Origin of the sequence: Nonomuraea turkmeniaca, assembly GCF_005889735.1 — a bacterium.
Taxonomy (GTDB): domain Bacteria; phylum Actinomycetota; class Actinomycetes; order Streptosporangiales; family Streptosporangiaceae; genus Nonomuraea; species Nonomuraea turkmeniaca.
The window spans coordinates 1-20,099 of the sequence record NZ_VCKY01000047.1 but is presented as its reverse complement, the minus strand read 5'-3'; the positions used below and the strand labels follow the sequence as shown (position 1 = coordinate 20,099).

Below are 20,099 nucleotides of genomic sequence, written 5' to 3'. Positions count from 1 at the left end.
ATGCGCTGTATGCCGCCGTTCCGCAGGCTTCCTGTCACTTTCCGCCCATGGCTTCGGCGATCTCCGGCAGCGTGGCGGGGTCCTCGATCGTGGACGGGGTGGCGTACGGTCTGCCGTCGGCGATGTCCCGCATCGTGGCGCGCAGGATCTTGCCCGAGCGGGTCTTCGGCAGCCGGGCGACCACCACGGCGCGGCGGAAGGCGGCGACGGGGCCGATGCGCTCGCGCACCAGGGCGGTGAGCTCGCGCTCGAGCTCTCCGGGGTCGCGGTCCGCGCCGGCCTTCAGCACCACGAAGCCCATCGGGAGCTGGCCCTTCAGCTGGTCGGCCACGCCGATCACGGCGCATTCGGCGACGTCGGGGTGCGCGGCGATGACCTCCTCCATCGCGCCGGTCGAGAGGCGGTGCCCGGCCACGTTGATCACGTCGTCGATGCGGCCCATGACGTACAGGTAGCCGTCGGCGTCCAGGTGACCGCCGTCGCCGGTCAGGTAGTGGCCGGGATAGCGCTCCAGGTAGGAGCGGCGGAAACGGTCGTCGTCGCGGTAGAGGGTGGGCAGCGCGCCGGGCGGCAGCGGCAGCTTGACCGTGACGGCGCCGTCGGTGCCCGGCGGGCAGTCGCCGCCGTCGGCGTCGAGGATGTGGACGTCCCAGCCGGGCACGGGCCTGGTCGGGGAGCCGGGCTTGATCGGCAGGGACTCGAGGCCGACGCAGTTGGCGGCGATCGGCCAGCCGGTCTCGGTCTGCCACCAGTGGTCGATGACCGGGATGCCGAGCAGGTCGGACGCCCAGTGGTAGGTGTCGGGGTCGAGGCGTTCACCGGCCAGGAAGAGGTGGCGGAGTCCTGACAAGTCCCACTTTTTTGCGAAACTTCCGGATGGGTCCTCTTTTTTGATGGCTCTGAATGCGGTCGGGGCGGTGAACAACGTCCGCACGCCGTGCGTGGACACCACCCGCCAGAACGCGCCGGGGTCGGGGGTGCCGACCGGTTTGCCCTCGTACAGCACGGTCGTGCAGCCGGCCAGCAGGGGCGCGTACACGATGTAGGAGTGGCCGACCACCCAGCCCACGTCGGAGGCCGCCCAGTAGACCTCGCCGGGGGCGGCGCCGTACACGTGCGGCATGCTCCAGTGCAGCGCCACGGCGTGCCCGCCGTTGTCGCGGACGACGCCCTTGGGCGAGCCGGTGGTGCCGGAGGTGTAGAGGATGTAGAGCGGGTCGGTGGCGGCCACGCTCACGCAGGCGGCCGGCTCGGCGTCTTGTACGGCCCGAGCCCAGTCGACATCGCGGCCCTCGGTGAGTCGTGCCTGGCACTGCGGCCTCTGGAGGATCACACACCGGTCCGGCCGGTGCCCGGCCTGCTCCAGCGCGGCGTCCAGCAGCGGCTTGTACTCCACCAGCCGGGCCGGCTCGATCCCGCACGACGCCGACACCACGACCTTGGGCCGGGCGTGGTCGATGCGCACGGCCAGCTCCCTGGCCGCGAACCCGCCGAACACCACCGAGTGCACCGCGCCCAGCCGCGCGCACGCCAGCATCGCGACCACCGCCTCCGGCACCATCGGCATGTAGATCACGACGGTGTCCCCGGCGCGCACGCCGAGGTCCCGCAGCATGCCCGCGGCCCGCGCCACCTGGTCGAGCAGCTCGGCGTACGTGAAGGTGCGCACGACGCCGGTGACCGGGCTGTCGTAGATCAGCGCCGCCTGCTCGCCGCGGCCGGCCGCCACGTGCCGGTCCAGCGCGTTGTGGCAGGTGTTGAGCCGCCCGTCGGGAAACCATCGGCCGTCACCGTAGACGGTCGCGGGTGCCACGTCCCAGTCGATGCCGCGGGCCGCCTCGGCCCAGAACTCGTCGGGGTGTTCGATGCTGTGCCGGTAAGCCTCGTCATAACCGCCCACTTATCGATCAGACCAGTCGCCGGGCCCATGGCGCAAGATGTTCGGGTGAGTGATGACCTGATCCTTTCCGTAGTTGTGGGCTCCCGGGCATACGGGCTGCAGACGGATACCTCGGACACCGACCGGCGGGGGGTGTTCGCGGCGCCGACGGCCGCGTTCTGGCGGCTGGACAAGCCGGCCACGCACCGGGACGGGCCGCTGCCCGAGCAGTTCTCGTGGGAGGTCGAACGTTTCTGCGTGCTGGCGCTCGACGCGAACCCCACCGTCCTGGAGTGCCTGTGGTCCCCCATCGTGGAGCTGATCACGCCGGCCGGGCGGCGGCTGCGGGACCTGCGCCGGGCGTTCGTGTCGGCGAGAGCGCACCGCTCCTTCGCCGGGTACGCCGACGCGCAGTTCCGCCGGCTCGACCCCGCCGCGCCGACGTGGAAGCAGGCCATGCACATGGTGCGGCTGCTGCTCAGCGGCCTCCACCTGGTGCGTCACGGCGAGCCGCTGGTCGACGTGACGCCGTACCGGGAGCGGCTGCTGGCGATCAAACGGGGCGAGGTCCCGTGGGCGGAGGTGGACGCCTGGCGGGCGGCGCTGTCGGCCGAGCTGGCCGCCACACCGGGCGTGCTGCCGGCGGAGCCGGACCGGCAGCGGGTGGAGGACTTCCTGATCGGCGTACGTAAGGAGAACCTGTGAGTGTGTTGCCCGGCTGGCTGTCCGAGATCCCCGGCTCGCAACCGTATCCGCTGGTCTTCGCGACGGTGAGTGGTGCGCACCTGTACGGGTTCCCGTCGGTGGACTCCGATGTGGACCTGCGGGGTGTGCACGTGCTGCCGGTCGAGGAGGTGGCGGGGCTGCGGCATGGGCCCGAGACGCTGGAGCGGACGTGGACGCGGGACGGTGTGGAGATGGACCTGGTCACGCACGACCTGGCCAAGTTCTGCCGGCTGCTGCTCGGGCGCAACGGCTATGTGCTGGAGCAGTTGCTCTCACCGCTGGTGGTGGCGTCGTCGCGGGTGCATGAGGAGCTGGTGGCCCTAGCGCCGGAGTGCGTGACGCGGCATCACGCCCACCACTATCTGGGGTTCGCTCGTACGCAGTGGGGGCTGTTCCTGAAGACCATGGAGCTGAAGCCGCTGCTCTACACCTTCCGCGTGCTGGCCACGGGGACGCACCTCATGCGTACAGGGGAGCTGGAGGCCGACCTGACGCGGCTGTACGCGTACGGGCCCGCGTACCTGCCCGAGCTGGTGGCCGCGAAGCGGGACGCCGAGCACGGCCGGTCACCTTCGATCATGGGGCTGGAGGCGGACGTGGAGCGGATGACGGCGGCGCTGGAGCAGGCCCGGGACACCTCGACGCTCCCGGAGCGGGCGACGGCGGAGGCGGCACTGCACGATCTGGTGGTGCGCGCCCGCCTACGGTCGGAGGCGGCGCTGTGACGCTGGTGCACCGGTCACGGCCGGAGGCGGCCCGGTGATGCTGGTGAGCAGGGCGGATGCGCTCCAGGTCACCGACGGTGGCCGGCCGCGGGGGCCGGGTGTGTGGTCGTGGAGGGACCGGCGGCGGTCGGGAAGAGCCGTTGCTGAGGAGGCGGCCGGCTGCCGCCTTCACCCCAGGCCCCAGGCTCGGCACGGGACTCGACGACACCCTCGACTCGCCGCAGCAGGTCCGCGACGAGCAGCGGCTCGCCGATCCGGTCACGGTCCGCGAGACGAGTCAGGACGACGACCGTTAGGACAGGCCACCCTCGGCAAGTCTCCAATGGGTGGCCAGGATCCTGAAGGTGTCCAGGATGCGCATGCCGTCGTCGGCGCGCCGCCAGCGGTAACCGCTCTTACGGATGACGAGGCCGCCGCGGTATTTGTTCTCCAGGTAGGTCAGGACGTCGAGGTGGTCGGCCCGGTCCCATACCAGTGCTCGGGGGGTCTCGCCGGCCGGGACCTTGATGGCGGGTCGAGCGGAGGTTCCGGTAGCGAGATTCCAGAACCGGATGTAGGTAGGCCTGCTGTAGTGCGAATCGATGTAAGCGACGATAGATCCACCCATGCGCAGCGCACCGACCTGCGTGCCGCGATATACGACGGTCCAGGTCTCCGTCGAGAACACCTCGGTGATGCCGGGGTCGCGGCTGACGAGGTCGGGATCGGTCTTGCGGTGAAAGAGCACGTACTTGTTGTCGGGACTGAACGAGAACTTCCCGTAGTGTCCAGAAGGAAGCGTGTGGGCCTGCCCGGTAACGGTGTCCACGATCTGATACGGCTGGCGGCATACGACCAGGAAGCGGCCTCCAGGGGAAAGCTTGCAGAACCCGCCCCCGCGTGAGAAGCGTCCGGGTACAGCTCGGACCTTACCCGTGGTGAGGTCACGGACGACCCAGGCGCCGTCGGACTTACGGTAGTAGGCCACCTGGCTGCCATGCGGCGTGAGGACAGGCCAGGAGGGTGGGTCAGAGAACATGGCGTCGGTCAGGCGAATCAGCCGGCCGTCTCGCAGCCGCAGCCGCCAGGGGCTGATGGGGTCCTCGTCGGGGTGCGTTCCCACCGGGGAGCTGTCCACGACGTAGCGGGCGAAGACCTTCTTCGCGGCGGAGGTGTCCGCAGCTCCCAGTGCCGGTCGCACCGGCGTGATCGCCAGTACCGTGACCATGGCGAATGCGATGACCCATCGAATACCCGGCGTCATCGCGGCCCCCTTGATCGATCTGTGGTGGGCCCGATTATCACAAGAACCGCCCGCGACGGCCAGCCGCTCAACCTGGAGCGGCCGGAGCGTGCCATGACTTGGCGTTTCTCGCGCCGCTCGGCGGACAAGTGCGAGACGGCGAGGAAACGATCCACCGCCCCGGACGACTGAAGTCGGCGTACTCCGAACCCTCCGATCCGGATCGAGCGCGGATGGACCCGGCAGGGCAGTACGGCGGTCGAGATCAAGGACTTCCCTGGCACGGGCGGATCGCCGTCTCACCGCAGGGTGGCGAACAGCATGCCGTCGCATACCGCTCCGTCCTCGACCTCGACGCACGAGCGAGGACGAGCGGCAGCCTGGCCGGGTCCGATTTCCCGCACATTGCGAGCCCAGGCCGCCTGGTCATGCCTCCGCTTCTCAAGGCGGTCGTTGACGCGAAGGGAAGATGGTGCCGGCATAGCCGTTCTGGAATAGGGCGGGACGGCACGGAGGCCGCTCTGCCACAGTCGCGGCGTGGAGACCGTCGAGGAGATGGACGCCGACGTCCTGAAGCAGCTGCGGCGCGACGGGGTGGTGCGGTGGAGTTACGCGGCCGCGCTCCGCCACGTGCTGCGGCTGGCGACGCCCGGGGCGCTGGTGCTCCTGCCGATCGGCGTGGTCGCGCTGCTGTGCTTGATCCCGCCGACCGGTGACGCGCTGGTGGTGGTCGACGGGCGGCCGCAGCTGGTCGGCGCCTCGCCCGTGCCGATGCTGGTATGGGGCGCGGCGGTGCTGGTGGCCTGGGCCGCCGGGCAGATGGTCGTGTTCCCCGCGACGGTGGTCCTCGCCGCGGGCGTTCTCACCGGTCGGACGGTGTCCGTGGCGGATGCGATGCGGGCCGCGGCACGGCGGCTGCCCGCCATGCTCGTCCTCGCCGGGGTGGCCGTGGTCGTGCTGGTGGCGATCCTGGCCGCGGGCCTCGGCATGCTGGCGGTGACGGCGGACGCCTTCCCGTCGATCGTCGTGATGGTCGCCCTGGCGCCGCTCGCAGTGCCCATCGTGCTGGCCGTGCCGGCCGTCGTGCTGGAGGGCCGATCCGCCGTACGGGGGATCGACCGCGCCTACCGACTGGCGGCGCGGCGCTTCTGGAAGAGTGTGCTGACGGTGGTGTTCGGCGGATGGGCCATCCCCGCGCTGGCCTCCTGGACCGCGGACACGGCGATCCCCTGGATTCCCGGCCCGGCCATGCCGATCGTGCTGGGGCTGGCGGCCTCCGCGCTCGGCCTGGTCGTCACGCCCTTGCAGGCGGCGGTGAGCACCGGCCTGTTCCTGCATCTCCTGGCGATTCACTTCCACGAAGAGACCGACCCAGAGATCACGGGCGTTCTGCGGGGTCTGCCCGCCACCCGGGAACGCCCGCTCCGGCTCGTGCCGGTGCTGGCCGCGTCGCTCCTGCCCGGCCTCCTGTACGGCGCCACCGTGCTGGTCAACCCGCTCGGCTGGCCGGAGGTCCGCGAGACGGTCGTGACGCGGTCGTGGAGACCCGGCCTCGTGGACGGTGGCCGTGTCCGCCCGCACATGGGGGCCCTCCGCTCCGAGATCCTCTGGGGCCTGCACGCCGGGCCCGGATCGCGCGTGGCGGTGTTGATCCACGACCTGGACGCGCCGGCGCTGCTCACCTGCGCCGATCCCGCCTGCGACAAGCCCACCTACGAGTACGCCGAGCCGAACGCCCACAACTTCCTGGCCCACGCCACGGCGGCCACCGGGCTGGGCGACGGGCGCTTGGCCATGACATTGTGGCGGCGGATCGGCGTGAAGGAGCCACCGGCGGCCCAGCTCGAACTGCTGATCTGCGACGCGCGCGGATGCCTGCCCGCTTCCGAGGGCACGGCCCTGGTGCGGCCGACCGGCCTGGGCGTCGACAACTCGCTCATGGCGCTGGCCCCGCGCCCCGGCGGCGGCCTGGTCCTGGCCACGGCGGAGCAGGAGCCCGCGCCCGAGGGCGGGGACTCGGACCGGCACCTGATCCGCCTCGTCCTCTGCCCAGACCTGACGTGCGCGCGCCCCTCCGCGAAAGAGATCGCCCGCACCGGCACGCACGGCGGCAGCCGCCGGCTGAACGACTTCACCGTCGACGTACGACCGGACGGCCGGCCGGTCGTCGCGCTGCTCAACGGCGCGACCGGCGCCCTCGACGTGCTGTCGTGCGAGGATCCCGCCTGCGACCGGCTGCGTACGGCCCAGCCCCTGGCCCCGGGCCCCGAACGCAACAGCTACCAGATCAACCGGCGGCCGGGCCTGACCACGGTGGTACGCCCGGACGGCCGGCCGTTGATCGTCTATCAGGACGTGGACGGCGCTGTCAGGCTGCTCGACTGCCTCACCTGGGACTGCACGCGGACCGAAGCGGCCGCGCTGGGCGGGGCGGTGGAGCAGCCGGCCGCGCCGGCGCTGGTGCTGGACCGGTCGGGCCGGGCGCTGGTGGCCTTCCACGACCGGGTCCGCGACCGGATCACGCTCGCGACCTGCGAGGGCATCAGATGCGTGAGCGCACCGGTGAGCAGGACACGGGACGACACGTGGACCCGGCTGGCGATCACACTCGACCCGAGGGGACGACCGATGATCGCCTGGGGAGACGGCACGGGCGAGCTCCATGAGGGCGACTGGCAACTGATGCTCGCCACAGTGACCCGCCCCTGCCGCTGCGCCCTCCCCCGGCCGCGCCCGTCCCAGCCGGCCGCGACCGGCGCACCGGACTGAGGTGATCGCCACGCAGCGTGGAAGACCTCCCCTCGCGGCCCGTTCTGCTGCTCCTGCTGTGCGCCGCCTGCTCCTCCACACCGCCCCCGCCCTGAGGCTCGTCGTCGGAGCACTTCCCGTCCTGACGACGCACTTCCCATCCTGACGACCACCACGGGCTGCCCGACAAGCGCCCGCCCAAGGGCCGCCGCTCCACCTCGGGCGGCGTCAAGGTGGACGACGCCCGAGAAGCCGGGAGTGACCGGTACGGTGATGCGCACGAGCCGACCCGCGGGGAGCATCCGCATGACCATCGACCAGCTCGCCGACGAGCTCATGGACGACCACGTCAACGCCTAGCCCGTCGATGCCTCGCTGCTCAGCGTCCGTGACCGCAGGGATCGGCTGACCGACAACACCGAGGCCGCCGGGACCGCGCGCAGCACCCGGCTGGTCGGCGAGACCGGCCTGCGTGCCCAAGGCTGGAGCCGGCAGCAGGCGGTCGGCTTCATGGTCGGCCCGCTGGAGAGGCGGCCCATCCGGGCCGCCGCAGCCGCCCCCTGGGCGAGGCGTTCGGCGTCACGGCGTTCCACGACGTGATGCGGGGCACTGAGCCGCTGCCGATGGGGATGCTCGACGAGGTCGTCCAGGCGTGGGCCGGCGGGCAGCCGTGACGCTGGACGGGCTCGAGCTGGCCCACCGCCGCGCTGGCACCGTCGGCCTGGGCGGCGCGCAGCCTGCGCCGTTCGCCGACGCCGCCGAGGTGGTCGGCTGGTTCCGCGCGTTGCAGTCTGGCGATGTACGTTTCATAGGCCGATGGCGGGCCTTGCCGAAACGCTCTCCTATCGCCGCCGGTCACAGGGGAAGGGAAGTGTCCACAACGGCCTGGTGCCGCTTCTCGGGACGGAAGTCGTGGTCGCGGGCCTGGTTGTGATGGCTGGCGAGCGTATACCGTCCGGTCGGGCACGTCAGAGCACGGAATCTGCCCGATCGGCACCGTACTCCGCGCGCTTCGGGGCGGAATGCGACCGGCCGCGCAGTGTTGCGAGCCCGGACGCGCCCCGCTCCGGGGGCATCTTCGTCCTCCGGATCCCGACGAAGCCCCGCCTGTGGAGACCGACATGCCAGGAAAACGCTGGGCAGCCCCTGTGCTGCTCGCCTTGTCCCTGCCACTGCTCGCCCCCGTGAGCGCACTCACCCCACCGGTCGCCGCCGCGACATCCTCATCCGTTCTGGCCACGTCGTCCATCGCGGACACCGGCGCGCGAGGGTCGGAGGCCTCCACGGTGCCGTTGGAAGAGATCAATGCGACCACCACCCAAGTCGCCTTCGGGTTACGCCGCCCCACCGCCATCGCCGCACCCGACGACGGGACGAACAGGCTGTTCATCACCGAGAAGCGTGGGACTGTGCGCGTCTACCACCCGGACACCGGTCTCGGACAGACCCCGATCATCGACATCACGGCATCGGTGGACGAATCCGGCAACGAGCGAGGGCTGCTCGGCATCGCCCTCTCGCCCGACTTCGCCGAGAGCCAGGACCTGTATCTGGCCTATACCGCGCTGCCGGACGGCGCAGTGACCCTGGCCCGATACAGGCTGGACGACGCCAGACTCGAGCCCTTGCTCTCCCAGGAGCACGCCGAGCACAACAACCACAACGGCGGCCAGATCACCTTCGGTGCCGACGGCAACCTGTACATGAGCATCGGCGACGGCGGCGGCTCCGGAGACCCCTTCGACTCCGGGCAACGCCTGGACACCCTGTTGGGCAAGATCCTGCGCGTCGACGTGAGCCGAAGCTGCGGCGACCTGGCCTACTGCGTTCCCGAGGACAACCCGTTCGTCGGCGTCGAGGGCGCCCGCGAGGAGGTATGGATGTACGGCGGGCGCAACCCCTGGCGCTTCTCCATCGACCTCGCGGACGGCTCGATGTGGATCGCCGACGTCGGCCAGGGCAGGTGGGAGGAGATCAACCACATCGAGACGGGGCGGCAGGCGGGCGCGAACCTCGGCTGGTCCTGCTATGAAGGGCTGCAAGTATTCGACGCGACCCAATGCCGCACCGACGCCGAGTACACCAAGCCCATCTTCACCTACTCCCCGCACACCGGCGGCTGCGCGGTCATCGGCGGACAGGTATACCACGGTGAGGAATTCGCCGGCCTGGTCGGCGACACCTACATCGCCACGGACTACTGCTACTCCACCGTGTGGGCGCTGCGCAAGAACGCCGCGGGCGGCTACTCGCAGGCCGAGATCGGGCAAATGCCCACGCAGGTCACCGCGTTCGGCGCCACGCCGGAGGGCGAGCTCTATGTCGTCAACGACCTTCCCGGCGGCCTGCACCGCGTCTCGTTCGAACACGCCAAGCCGACCTGCCGGATCGGGTACACCACGCAGGTCTGGGGTGGCGGCATGACCGTCGACCTCACCATCACCAACACCGGCACCACACCGATCAACGGCTGGACACTGAGATTCCCCCTCTCCCGAGGACAGACCATCATCTCGGACTGGAACACCAACCTCACCCAGAGCGGTGACATCGTCACCGCGGTCAACGCCGCCCACAACGGCTCCATCGCGCCCGGCCGCAGCGTCACCATGGGCTACCTCGCCAGCCACACGGGCGACGCCTCCCTGCCGAGCCGGTTCTCCCTCAACAGGGACGCCTGCGCCGTCGACCGCTGACCGATGCCCTGCCGGTCGCCGACGACGCCGGCGTGGGAGCGGTTCGGATGTGCAGGCGGAGTCACGATTCGGCCAGGGCACGATCGCCGTGTCCGCACCGCGTCGCGCGGTGCGGACACGCGCGCTGCGGTCAGCGGGCTCCGGTCAGGTACGCCGATGGCGTCCCGGTCTCCGGAGGCGACGTCCTGCGAGCGCGACGTTGTCGCGGACCGATCCGTTCAGCAGCTGCACGTCCTGCAGCACGAATCCGATGTGGCGGTAGAGCCCGGCCGGGCCGATATGCCGGACATCGACGCCGCCGACGCGGGTCGCGCCGGCGGTGACGTCGTGGAACCGGGGCAGCAGGATGGCCGGCGTCGGCTTTCCGGCACCGGATGGCACCACCAGCGCCGTGACGACCCCCGCTCTCAGGTGAAGCTCACTCCGTGCAGGACGTCGTGGCCGTCACGGTGACCCCGCCCTGGCCGACGAACCAGGCGGCACCGGCGATGGTGACCAGGCCGACCACCGGGTGCGTGCCCCTTGAGGACGTGCTCATGGGTCAGGTCCACAGCCTCCGACGACCTCGACGCCCTCACTCTCGAGGGCGTCATGCCAGGCCGGGTCACGCAGCAGCCTCGTCTCCCAGGTCCGCACGATGCCGTCCGGTCCCGTGACCGCGTCCTCGCGGGACGGGTGCAGGAACAACTCGCTCGTGCCCTCGGGGAGGGCTGCGAGCCGGCGGAGGTAGTCGTCCCGGAGTCGCTCATAGCCACCGAGCTCGTGTGCGCTGCGCCGGTTGGTCGCGATCGTCTGCGGGATGGACACGCCTAGTGCGTCGGCGAGGGCGACGGCGCGCTCGTGCGCTGCCGCGAGCTGCGGCGGGAGCGGCCCGCCGAAGTACGGCTCCGGGTCACGGGGCAGCCGGAAGGCAAGGCCGTGGCGCGCACACCACTCAAGCGCCTCGGCCAGCCACGATCTGCCGTGCAGGCCGTAAAGGGTGCCTGCATGGGAGTCGGCCGCCTGAGGCATGGGGCCCCGGTCGCGCATCCAGTGCAGCTGTGCGTCCGCCTCCCGGATGACATCCTGGCCCTCACCGCGGGCTCCGAGGGCCAACGGATCGTCACTGAGTGTCCCGTCCGGATCGACGAGGCTCGCCGCCCCGTTGAGGGGCCGCCAGCGCGGGAGCCCGCGCTCGCTCGTGAGCGTCACGTGCAGTCGCGGCACCACGCCGAGCTCCCAGACCTGGTGCGCGGCTTGCTCCGCGGCCGGCGAGACGCAGATGAGCGTCGTCGCGGTGACATGTCCCTCGGCGAGCAGCGCGACGATGACCTCCGTCGTCCCGGGCTCACGACCGAGATCGTCGGCCGTGATCACGACGCGACGGGTCATCGGGGGCGCTCCCCGGCGGACTCGTCCACGGGACCGGCGGGTGGCGGCTCGACCGGCTCGACCGGCTCAGCCGCCTCAGGCGGCGTCTCGATCGGGACTGAGATGAGTCGCGCCGCGACCGCGCCGATCGTCGTCAGCACGAACGGGTACACGCACAAGTACATCCGGAACGCGAGCCCGGGGTCGCCGCCGGGGTCGTCGCCCGAGTTGTAGCCGAAGAACACGCCCAGCGAGGTGAGCGCGAGTCCGGTCACGATCCCGTTGAGCCGGCCGAAGAAGCCGAACGCGGACAGGAAGAGTCCTTCGCGGTGTTCACCGTTGCGCGCTGCGTCGGCGTCCAGCACACGCGCGACGATGAGGTCGTTCGTCGCGAGCATTCCCGACCACCCGGCCCCGACGAGCACCCCCGCGGCGATCGCGGTGACGAGGTCGGTGGCGAAGAACAAGGCCGCGAAGCCGGCCGCGAGGACCGCGAAGGCAAGCCGCCAGGCCCACAGGGCGCCGCGGCGCGCGACGACGCGCGTCCACACCACGAGGCCGCCCGCCGAGATGAGGATGACGATGCCCTGAAGGTAGAACGCGTTCCCGACCGGGAGCCCGAGCGAGTAGCGGACGTACAGCTGGATGCCCGACAGTACGAGTGCCATGGCTATCCCGTAGCAGGCTCCGGTGAGCCCGACCGTCCAGAACATCCGGTTGCGCACGATCGACCACACGCTAGGCAGCAGCAGCGGCCGCTCGCGCGTGGAGTAGCGGGGCCTCTCCCGCGCGCCGAGCGCCATGAACACGATCACGACGAGCGCGACCGCACCATAGATGATCGCCGTGATCTGGAAGCCCTGGGTGGAGTCCTCGGTGCCGAACACCTGCGTCGTGAGCAACGGGGTGACCGCGAGCGAGATCACGAGCGCCACGAGCTGGAAGCCCTGGCGCAGGCCGTTGGCCACGGCGCGGTCGCGTTCCTGCGGGTACAACTCGGGGAGCAGCGCGCCGTAGTTCGCGTTGAGCATCGAGTCGAAAGCCTCACACAGGATCGCGAACACCGCGAACCAGAGCACGAGGCCGATGCCCTGCAGAGAGGTCGGCGCCGAGAAGAACGCGATCATGCAGGCCGCGAGCATCGGCGCGCCGACGAGCAGCCACGGCCGGCGCCGGCCGAACCGGGTCCGGGTGCGGTCGGAGAGGTGGCCGAGCAGCGGGTTGTCGAGCGCGTCGATGACCGCGTAGATCACCATGACCACGCCGTAGGCGCGTACGTCGAGCCCGAGAATGTCGACGTAGAAGGTGATCATCGATCCCTTGATCATGTTGATCGGGATGGAAGTGCCGAACATCCCGATGGCGTAGCGCCATGCGGGAGTCCGCCCCGGGGCGGAGGCCGTATCGAGCTGGGACACGCGATCACCTTCCTTGCAGATGCCGGCGCCGTGCACGGCGTTTCCTTCACACCCGAAGGAGGACAGCGGGTGATGCACGCTCGGTGGTTGCTCGGCGGCTGCTCGGACGCGTTCGATCTGCCATGAAGCTCGGGGCCTCCGCTCCGCCGACCTGGCCTGCGCGCTATGACGCGGATAAGAACATGCAGACAAATGGCACATCATGTCAATGGTCAAGAACGGGCTTCGCCGGCCGTGGCGGGTCCTCCCACGGGTACCGGGGACTTGACAGCGACGGCGATGAGTATAACCGTTAGCCCTAGTGGCTAACGGTTATAGGAGGGGCCGATGCAGCAGGAAGTGGTGCTGGCGATGCTGGCCAAGGAGCCCTCGCACGGCTACCAGCTGCGCGCGCGGCTGCGCGACGCGCTCGGCCCCCTCGGTGACGCGATGAACGCTGGGCAGATCTACGTCACGCTCACCCGGCTGGAAAAGGCCGGCCTGTTGGCGGTCGAGAGGTCTGCCGAGAGCGCCGACCGGTCGGATCGCAAGGTGTACGCGCTCACCCCCAACGGCCAGCAGCGAGTCTCCGAGTGGATCGCCGAGGTGAGCTGGCCAAGACCCGACCTCGCGGAGTTCCATCTGAAACTGGTCGCGGCCGCGGCGGCCGGGCTTGCCGACCCGCTCACGATCGTCGACACCCAGCGCCGCGAGCTGCTGCGCCGGCTGCGTGACGCGCAGCGCGCCGCCATGGCCGAGCCGGACCGCTCGGACGCGGCGCTGTTGCTGGAGGGCATCGTGCTCCGGCTTCAGGCAGACCTGCGCTGGCTCGAGGCATGTGAGAAGACCTGGACCCACCGAAGGAGTGGATCGTGAGCAACGCCGCCGACATGCCCGTTCTTCGCGCCCGCGGGTTGCGCAAGGAGTACGGCAAGGGGCTAGGACTGGTGCGCGCCGTCGACGGGGTCGATCTCGACATCGGCGCGGGAGAGACGGTGGCGGTGATGGGACCCAGCGGCTGCGGGAAGTCCACCATGCTGCACCTGCTCGGGGGGCTGGACCGGCCCTCGGGTGGAGAGGTGTCGCTGAACGGCCGTCGCATCGACGACATCGGCGAGAGGGCCCTGGCCCGGATGCGCCGGACTGTCGTCGGCTTCGTCTTCCAGGCATTTCACCTGATGGAGGAGCTCACCGCCATCGAGAACGTCGAGCTGCCGGCACTGCTGGCCGGACGCTCCCCGCGGGCCGCCAGACGGCGTGCGGAGGAGCTGCTGGAGCAGGTCGGGCTCACCGACCGGGCGCGTTTCCTGCCCTCCGCGCTGTCCGGCGGCCAGCGGCAGCGCGTCGCGGTCGCCCGGGCGTTGAGCAACGAACCGTTAGTCGTTCTCGCCGACGAACCGACCGGAAATCTGGACAGCGCCGCCACCCTGGACGTCCTCCAGCTCTTCGAGAGCCTGCACGGGTCCGGGCAGACGCTGGTGATCGTCACCCACGACCCGCGGATCGCGGCCACCGCAGACCGGCTGATCTCGATGCGCGACGGCGCGTTCGTGGACGAGACCAGGTTGAGCGGTGGCACCACCGGGCAGCTCGGCGCACTCGTCGGGCTGGAGGACTGAGGGCGATGGGCCGCATCCTGCTCGTGGGCCGCCTCGCCGTGCGTGACCTCCGGCGGCGCCGCATCGAGGCCGCGCTGCTGCTGCTCGCGGTGCTCGACAACCGGCATTCGTCGGCGCTGGAGCGCGCCCTCGGCGCAACCCCTCGTGACGTGAGTGCGGCACTGGCGGCCGCGCAGGTGCTCCCCGCGCTCGCCGGCGCTGTCCTGGGCGTCTTCCCTGGAGGCTTCGCACTGTTCGCCGCGGTGAACGCGATCACCGGCGGCGACGGCGACAGGGCCACGCTTCCCGCGCTCTGGCAGCTGCTCGCCGTGGTGCTGGCAACCGTGCTCGTGGTGGCGGCGCTCACCGCTCTTCCCGCCCGCCTCGGCGGCCGCCGTCCCGTGACCGAGGCTCTCCAAGCCGAGCTCACATGATGCGAGCAGGCCTGCCAGAGCTCCCCCGGCGTCAGACGGAGCAGCGCGTCCGGCGCCTCGATGACCGCCATGACGGCTGCCGCTTGCGCCGGCGAAGGAGCGCCGGTCACGCACCGCCCGGCTCGGCGGTCCGCTCCCACATCGACTTCATCTCGGCGAACCCCTGCTCCATGATCCCCACCATGGCCTTCCGGGCCCGTTCGCCGTCGCGCCGCTGGATCGCCTGAGCCACGTCGGTGTGCAGCCGCAACGCCTGCTCATCCGGGTAGTGAGGCATCAGGTGGTAGTGGTGACGGCCGGCGAGCACCTCGGCGACGATCAGTTGCAGTTTCGCGAACATGTCGTTCCCGGAGGCGGCCAGCACCCGCCGGTGAAAGTCGATGTCCAGCTGGAGAAAGCGCGCCTCGTCACCGGCCTTCCCAGCGGCCCACATCTTCGCCGCGAGCCCGACCAACTCGCTCGCCTCGTCGTCGTCGATCCGCTCGGCGGCTAACCAGGCGGCGTGGGGCTCGATCGCGGTCCGTAGCTCGGTGATCGAGCGCATCTGCGTCATCCGCCCGTCCGAGGCGAGCCGCCAGCGGATCACCTGCGGATCGAAGACGCTCCACGCCTCAGCGGCCTGGATCATGATCCCGACCCGGCGCCGGGTCTCGATGAGTCCCATGGATGCCAGCACCCGCAGCACCTCGCGGATCACCGAGCGGGAGACCTGGTAGCGGTCGACCAGGTCGTCGATGCTCAGGACGGAGCCGGCGGCCACGTCGCCGCTGCATATGGCGGTGCCCAGGTGGTCGAGGACGCGTGCGTGCAGCCCAGCCTCGGCAGGGGCGTGCTGGCTGGATGCGCCCCCTGGGGAGGACTGATTCACGGCACAGAGCATATCAGTTCAAGACCAACCCTTGAATAAGTCAGCTTTTTTGTCCTAGCATCCCGGCATTAAGCAGATGTTACGGGAGTGTGGCGCTCTTCGAGGGAGGCGGCGGCCATGACAGAAAGGCGAGATGACGTGCGACGTCGATCGATATTCGGTACATCTCTGGCCGTGGTTGTCGCCATGGGCCTGTCCGCCTGTGGCGGTGGCGGCGACGACGGCGGCGCGTCCAAGACGGTCCGGGTCACCCTGGCCAACCACGTGTGGACCGAGAACATCAAGCAGGCACTGCCCGAGTTCGAGAAGCAGACCGGGCTCAAGGTCGAGATCACTCAGCTCGGCGAGGACCAGCTCTCCGACCAGTACAACGTCAAGCTGAACGCCGGCTCATCCGACATCGACGTGATGATGTACCGCCCCCTGCAGGAGGGGAGGCTCTTCGCCAAGAACACGTACCTGGCCGACCTGTCGGCCCAGGTGAAGTCCAATACCTGGGACTTCAGCGACTTCCAGGCGGGCCCGGTGGAGGCCACCACGTACGAGGGCAAGCCGGTCGGTGTCCCGATCATCACCGAGCAGGAGGTCCTCTATTACCGCAAGGACCTGCTCGCCAAGGCCGGCCTGAGCGCCCCGCCGAAGACCCTCGACGAGCTGAAGGCCGCCGCCGCCAAGGTCAAGGCGGCCGAGCCGGACGTCGCCGGCTTCGTCGCCCGTACCGGCAAGTCGGCGGCTGTCACCCAGTTCTCCAGCTTCCTTTACAGCTTCGGCGGCGACTTCGCCGACAGCAGCGGCAAGGCCGCGGTCAACAGCGACGCCGCCAAGCAGGCGTACGCCTACTACGGTGGGCTGATCAAGGACTCCGGCCCGGCGAACGTCAGCACCGACATGGGCTGGCCCGAGGCGATGGCCATCTTCACCCAGGGCAAGGCCGCCTTCTACACCGAGGCGAACTCGCTCTACAAGAACGCCACCGACCCGGCCAAATCCAAGGTCTCGGACCAGGTCGGCGTCGCGCCGTTCCCGGCCGGCCCGACCGGTTCGAAGCCGTACAACATCCCGTCGTGGGCGCTGGGCATCAACTCCAGCTCGGAGAACACGAGCAACGCCTGGAAGTTCATCGAGTGGGCCACCAGCAAGGAGCAGACGCTCGCCCAGCAGAAGTCCGGCGTGCCGGGCGCCCGTAGCTCCGTCTGGTCCAACCCGGAGGGCACCTCCTCCTTCCCGAAGGACCTGGTGGAGGCCATCGCGGCCAGCACCAAGGCCGGGGTGGGCCATGACCGGCCGCTGGTCGTGAAGGTCGCCGAGGCCCGCGAGATCGTCGGCCAGCCGATCGTTGACGCGATCACCGGCAAGGACGCCGCGGCGGCCGCTGACACGGCCAACGCCGCGTTCCAGAAGTTCCTGGACGACGAGGCCAAGTAAGCGGCACACGCGAGTGGCGGGATCGAGCACCCGCCACTCGTTCCACCCCTGGAGACCTCATGGCAACGATCACCACCACCAAGACGCCGCGCAGCGCCGGCGCCCCCGATACGCCGGGCTGGGTGCGCTGGGTCAACGACCACCGCAAATGGCTCTTCGCCGCGCCCGCGATGGCCTTCGTCGCCGCGCTGATCGTGTTCCCCCTGGCCTGGACCGGCTACCTCAGCCTGACCGACGCCGAGGGATCCGTCCGCGCGGAGAGCGAGTTCGTGGGCCTGCAGAACTACTTCGACGTCCTGACGGACACCGAGCGGTTCTGGCCCGCCGTGGGACGGACCGCCACGTTCACCGTCGTCGCGCTGCTGTTCGAGGTGGTGCTCGGGATGGCGATCGCCCTGCTGCTCTGGCGGCCGTTCAAAGGGCAGAGGTGGGTCCGGGTCGCCATCCTGATGCCGCTAGTCGCCACCCCGGTCGCGGTCGGCATGATGTGGCGGCTCATCTTCGACCCGAACATCGGCCTGGCCAACCAGGTCCTCGGCTGGGTCGGCATCGGACCGCAGCCGTGGCTCGCCGGCCAGCACTCGGCCCTGCCCACCACGATCTTCATCGACGTGTGGCAGTGGACGCCGATGGTGGTGCTGATCCTGCTCGCCGGCCTCACCTCGCTGTCGGACGAACCGCAGGAGGCGGCGCGCATCGACGGCGCCAGCACCTGGCAGCGTTTCCGGCACGTCACCCTGCCGCTGCTGACGCCCACGCTGACCGTGGCGATCCTGCTCCGCGGCATCGACGCGCTGAAGACCTTCGACATCCTCTACGCCACGAAGGGCCGTGGCGGCGGTTCGTTCCACGAGGTGGAGACCCTCAACGTGTACGCCTACGGCCTCAGCTTCGACTACAACGAGTACGGCGTCTCCTCCACCGTCCTCATCCTCTTCTTCCTGATCATCATCGGGGCGATGTGGGCCCTGACCGCCAGGCGCAAGGAGGCGCAGCGATGAAGCCCCGACCCGCGTACCGGGTGTTCCGGGTGGTGGCGCTCACCTTCGTGGTGCTCTCCCTGCTCGCGCCGCTGCTCTGGATGATCGCCGCGTCGTTCAAGACCAACGTCGACATCTACGACCCGGGCAAGGCGCTGAGTTTCTCGCCCACCATGGGCAACTACGCCAAGGTGCTCCAGCAGGCGAACTACGTCGAGTTCATCGTCAACAGCCTCTGGGTGGCGTTCGCCGCCACCGTGGCGTCGCTGATCCTCGGGCTGCCGGCCGCGTACTCGATGAGCCGGTTCAACATGAAGAAGTCCGCGCTGGTGGTGCTGATGGCCCGGGTCATCCCCGGCGTCTCGCTCCTGGTGCCCTGGTACTACGTCTTCTCCAACCTGAAGATGGTCGGGGGCTTCGGGGTGCTGATCATCAGCCACATGTTCGTCTCGCTGCCGCTGGTGGTCTACATCATGATGGGCTACTTCGACAGCCTGCCCGAGGAGTTGGAGGAGGCGGGGCTGGTCGACGGGCTGACCCACATCGGCGCGTTCCGCCGCGTCATCCTGCCGCTGTCGGTGCCGGGCATCGCCACCTCCGGGATCCTGTCCTTCATCTTCTCCTGGAACAACTTCATGTTCGCGCTCGTGCTCTCCGACGCCGACACCAAGACCCTCCCCGTGGCGATCTTCGACTTCGTCGGCTACGCCAGCATCGACTGGGGCGGCCTGATGGCCGCGAGCACCGTGGTCACCCTGCCGATCATGCTGATCGCCCTGTTCGTGCAGAAGTACGTGGTCTCCGGCCTCACCGCCGGCGCGACAAAGGGCTGACCGGGATGACGACCATCGCGCGCATAGAGACCTTCCTCGTCGCCCCCCGCTGGCTCTTCGTCCGGGTGGAGACCGACTCCGGAATCGCCGGCTGGGGCGAGGCCACCTGCGAAGGGCGCTCCGAGACCGTCCGCGCCGCCGTGCACCAGCTCGCGGAGCTGCTGATCGGCCGCGACGCGCTGCGCATCGAGGACCACTGGCAGGTGTTGACCAAGGGCTCGTTCTACCGGGGCGGCCCGATCCTGGCGAGTGCCGTGGCGGGCCTCGACCAGGCCCTCTGGGACATCGCCGGCAAGCACTTCGGCACCCCGGTACACCAACTGCTCGGCGGTCCGGTCCGGGACCGGATCCGGGTGTACGGCTGGGTCGGCGGCGACGAGCCCAGCGAGGTCCGCGACCACATCGCCGCCCAGGTCGAGGCCGGGCTCACCGCGGTGAAGATGAACGCCTCCGGCAAGATGAGCCCGGTCGCGTCGGTCGCCGAGCTGAACGGCGTGGTCGCCCGGGTGGCCGCCGCCCGCGAGGTGCTCGGCGACGAGCGCGACGTCGCCGTCGACTTGCACGGGCGGTTCACCCTGGCCAACGCGCGCCGGGTGGCGCCGCTGCTGGAGCCGTATCGGCCGCTGTTCCTGGAGGAGCCGGTCGTACCGGAGAACTCGCACCTCATCGGCGAGTTCGTCCGCTCGACCACCATCCCGGTGTCGACCGGGGAGCGGCTCTACAGCCGGCAGGAGTTCCTGCCCGTCCTCCAGGCCGGCATCGCGGTCGCCCAGCCGGACCTCTCGCACGCCGGCGGCATCACCGAGGTACGCAAGATCGCCACGCTCGCCGAGGTGTACGACGTGCAACTCGCCCCGCACTGCCCGCTCGGCCCGATCGCCCTCGCGGCCTGCCTGCAGGTCGGATTCGCCACACCGAACTACCTGATCCAGGAACAGAGCATCGGCATCCACTACAACCAAGGGGCCGAGGTGCTCGACTACTGCCTCGACAAGACCCCGTTGACCTTCGTGGACGGACACGTCGAGCGGCTTACCGCGCCCGGCCTGGGTATCGAGATCGACGAGCAGGCTGTCCGCTCCGCCGACAAAAAGGGACATGCCTGGCGCAGCCCCATCTGGCGGCACCGGGACGGTTCCTACGCGGAATGGTGACCATGACCCACGACCTCACCGCCACACTCGCCACCACCCGATTCCTGGCGACCGCCCGCGGCAC

The 20,099-nt window shown here is 70.0% G+C and carries 19 protein-coding genes; 12 read left to right on the top strand and 7 right to left on the bottom strand.

All coding sequences use genetic code 11. From position 1 onward, the window contains the following. Positions 1-34: 34 nt before the first annotated feature. Positions 35-1,900, bottom strand: coding sequence for a propionyl-CoA synthetase (locus ETD86_RS16265; protein ID WP_138666994.1), 1,866 nt, complete (start codon positions 1,898-1,900; stop codon positions 35-37). Positions 1,901-1,945: 45 nt separating this feature from the next. Here ETD86_RS16265 and ETD86_RS16260 point away from each other — a divergent pair, with 45 nt between their 5' ends. The 3 genes from ETD86_RS16260 to ETD86_RS55145 all read left to right on the top strand — a co-directional run bounded on the left by ETD86_RS16260 (position 1,946) and on the right by ETD86_RS55145 (position 3,626). Further along, positions 1,946-2,584: a nucleotidyltransferase domain-containing protein gene (locus ETD86_RS16260; protein ID WP_246147941.1), complete on the top strand. Its 639-nt coding sequence runs from the start codon at positions 1,946-1,948 to the stop codon at positions 2,582-2,584. Then, the gene (locus tag ETD86_RS16255) at positions 2,581-3,330 is read left to right on the top strand and encodes a nucleotidyltransferase domain-containing protein (protein WP_138666992.1); all 750 of its coding nucleotides are present in this window, start codon (positions 2,581-2,583) and stop codon (positions 3,328-3,330) included. Before ETD86_RS16260 ends, ETD86_RS16255 begins: the two co-directional genes overlap by 4 nt. Before the next feature lie 140 nt (positions 3,331-3,470). After that, a complete protein-coding gene (locus ETD86_RS55145; RefSeq protein ID WP_170223106.1) occupies positions 3,471-3,626 on the top strand; it encodes a hypothetical protein in 156 nt (51 codons plus the stop codon). Here the strand turns inward: ETD86_RS55145 and ETD86_RS16250 are convergent. After that, entirely contained in the window at positions 3,623-4,537 is a 915-nt protein-coding gene (locus ETD86_RS16250) for a hypothetical protein (protein WP_138666991.1), read from the bottom strand. The two genes, ETD86_RS55145 and ETD86_RS16250, sit on opposite strands and share 4 nt — an antisense overlap. A gap of 552 nt (positions 4,538-5,089) precedes the next feature. Between ETD86_RS16250 and ETD86_RS16245 the strand changes: the two genes are divergently transcribed. Continuing rightward, positions 5,090-7,321, top strand: a complete 2,232-nt coding sequence (locus tag ETD86_RS16245; RefSeq protein WP_138666990.1) for a hypothetical protein — start codon at positions 5,090-5,092, stop codon at positions 7,319-7,321. A gap of 335 nt (positions 7,322-7,656) precedes the next feature. Here the strand turns inward: ETD86_RS16245 and ETD86_RS16240 are convergent, their stop codons facing one another. Continuing rightward, on the bottom strand, positions 7,657-7,893 hold the full coding sequence (locus ETD86_RS16240) for a hypothetical protein (protein WP_138666989.1): 237 nt from the start codon (positions 7,891-7,893) through the stop codon (positions 7,657-7,659). A 528-nt stretch (positions 7,894-8,421) separates the two neighbouring features. Between ETD86_RS16240 and ETD86_RS58160 the strand changes: the two genes are divergently transcribed. Continuing rightward, positions 8,422-9,996 carry a PQQ-dependent sugar dehydrogenase gene (locus tag ETD86_RS58160; RefSeq protein WP_138666988.1) on the top strand — a complete coding sequence of 525 codons (1,575 nt, stop codon included), beginning with the start codon at positions 8,422-8,424 and terminating at the stop codon, positions 9,994-9,996. Between the two features lie 144 nt (positions 9,997-10,140). Here ETD86_RS58160 and ETD86_RS16230 read toward each other — a convergent pair whose 3' ends face one another. The 3 genes from ETD86_RS16230 to ETD86_RS16220 form a co-directional block, all read right to left on the bottom strand. After that, positions 10,141-10,407, bottom strand: coding sequence for an ATP-binding cassette domain-containing protein (locus ETD86_RS16230; protein ID WP_138666987.1), 267 nt, complete (start codon positions 10,405-10,407; stop codon positions 10,141-10,143). 123 nt (positions 10,408-10,530) lie between these two features. Beyond that, positions 10,531-11,367 (bottom strand): carbohydrate deacetylase, encoded by an 837-nt coding sequence (locus tag ETD86_RS16225; protein ID WP_138666986.1) that lies wholly within the window; start codon positions 11,365-11,367, stop codon positions 10,531-10,533. Next, positions 11,364-12,764, bottom strand: coding sequence for an MFS transporter (locus ETD86_RS16220; RefSeq protein WP_246147939.1), 1,401 nt, complete (start codon positions 12,762-12,764; stop codon positions 11,364-11,366). The genes ETD86_RS16225 and ETD86_RS16220 overlap by 4 nt, the downstream gene beginning before the upstream one ends. Positions 12,765-13,091: 327 nt before the next feature. Between ETD86_RS16220 and ETD86_RS16215 the strand changes: the two genes are divergently transcribed. From ETD86_RS16215 to ETD86_RS16205, 3 genes are read left to right on the top strand one after another with little or no spacing between them, the layout of a single operon-like run. After that, positions 13,092-13,619 carry a PadR family transcriptional regulator gene (locus ETD86_RS16215; RefSeq protein ID WP_138666985.1) on the top strand — a complete coding sequence of 176 codons (528 nt, stop codon included), beginning with the start codon at positions 13,092-13,094 and terminating at the stop codon, positions 13,617-13,619. 14 nt (positions 13,620-13,633) lie between these two features. Next, the gene (locus tag ETD86_RS16210; protein WP_138667023.1) at positions 13,634-14,362 is read left to right on the top strand and encodes an ABC transporter ATP-binding protein; all 729 of its coding nucleotides are present in this window, start codon (positions 13,634-13,636) and stop codon (positions 14,360-14,362) included. A 5-nt stretch (positions 14,363-14,367) separates the two neighbouring features. Further along, positions 14,368-14,775 (top strand): FtsX-like permease family protein, encoded by a 408-nt coding sequence (locus ETD86_RS16205; RefSeq protein WP_211370089.1) that lies wholly within the window; start codon positions 14,368-14,370, stop codon positions 14,773-14,775. 106 nt (positions 14,776-14,881) lie between these two features. Here ETD86_RS16205 and ETD86_RS16200 read toward each other — a convergent pair whose 3' ends face one another. Then, positions 14,882-15,643 carry a FadR/GntR family transcriptional regulator gene (locus ETD86_RS16200; RefSeq protein ID WP_211370088.1) on the bottom strand — a complete coding sequence of 254 codons (762 nt, stop codon included), beginning with the start codon at positions 15,641-15,643 and terminating at the stop codon, positions 14,882-14,884. 174 nt (positions 15,644-15,817) lie between these two features. On the opposite strand from ETD86_RS16200, the gene ETD86_RS16195 reads away from it, so the two are divergent. Genes ETD86_RS16195 through dgoD form a run of 4 tightly spaced genes read left to right on the top strand, consistent with a single transcriptional unit; the run spans position 15,818 to position 20,035 of the window. Continuing rightward, the gene (locus ETD86_RS16195; protein ID WP_211370087.1) at positions 15,818-17,068 is read left to right on the top strand and encodes an ABC transporter substrate-binding protein; all 1,251 of its coding nucleotides are present in this window, start codon (positions 15,818-15,820) and stop codon (positions 17,066-17,068) included. Between the two features lie 59 nt (positions 17,069-17,127). Next, positions 17,128-18,069, top strand: a complete 942-nt coding sequence (locus tag ETD86_RS16190; protein ID WP_211370086.1) for a carbohydrate ABC transporter permease — start codon at positions 17,128-17,130, stop codon at positions 18,067-18,069. Continuing rightward, complete coding sequence (locus tag ETD86_RS16185; RefSeq protein ID WP_138666982.1) at positions 18,066-18,881, top strand: carbohydrate ABC transporter permease; 816 nt, start codon at positions 18,066-18,068, stop codon at positions 18,879-18,881. The genes ETD86_RS16190 and ETD86_RS16185 overlap by 4 nt, the downstream gene beginning before the upstream one ends. 5 nt (positions 18,882-18,886) lie before the next feature. After that, complete coding sequence (gene dgoD, locus ETD86_RS16180) at positions 18,887-20,035, top strand: galactonate dehydratase (protein ID WP_138666981.1); 1,149 nt, start codon at positions 18,887-18,889, stop codon at positions 20,033-20,035. Positions 20,036-20,099 lie beyond the last annotated feature (64 nt).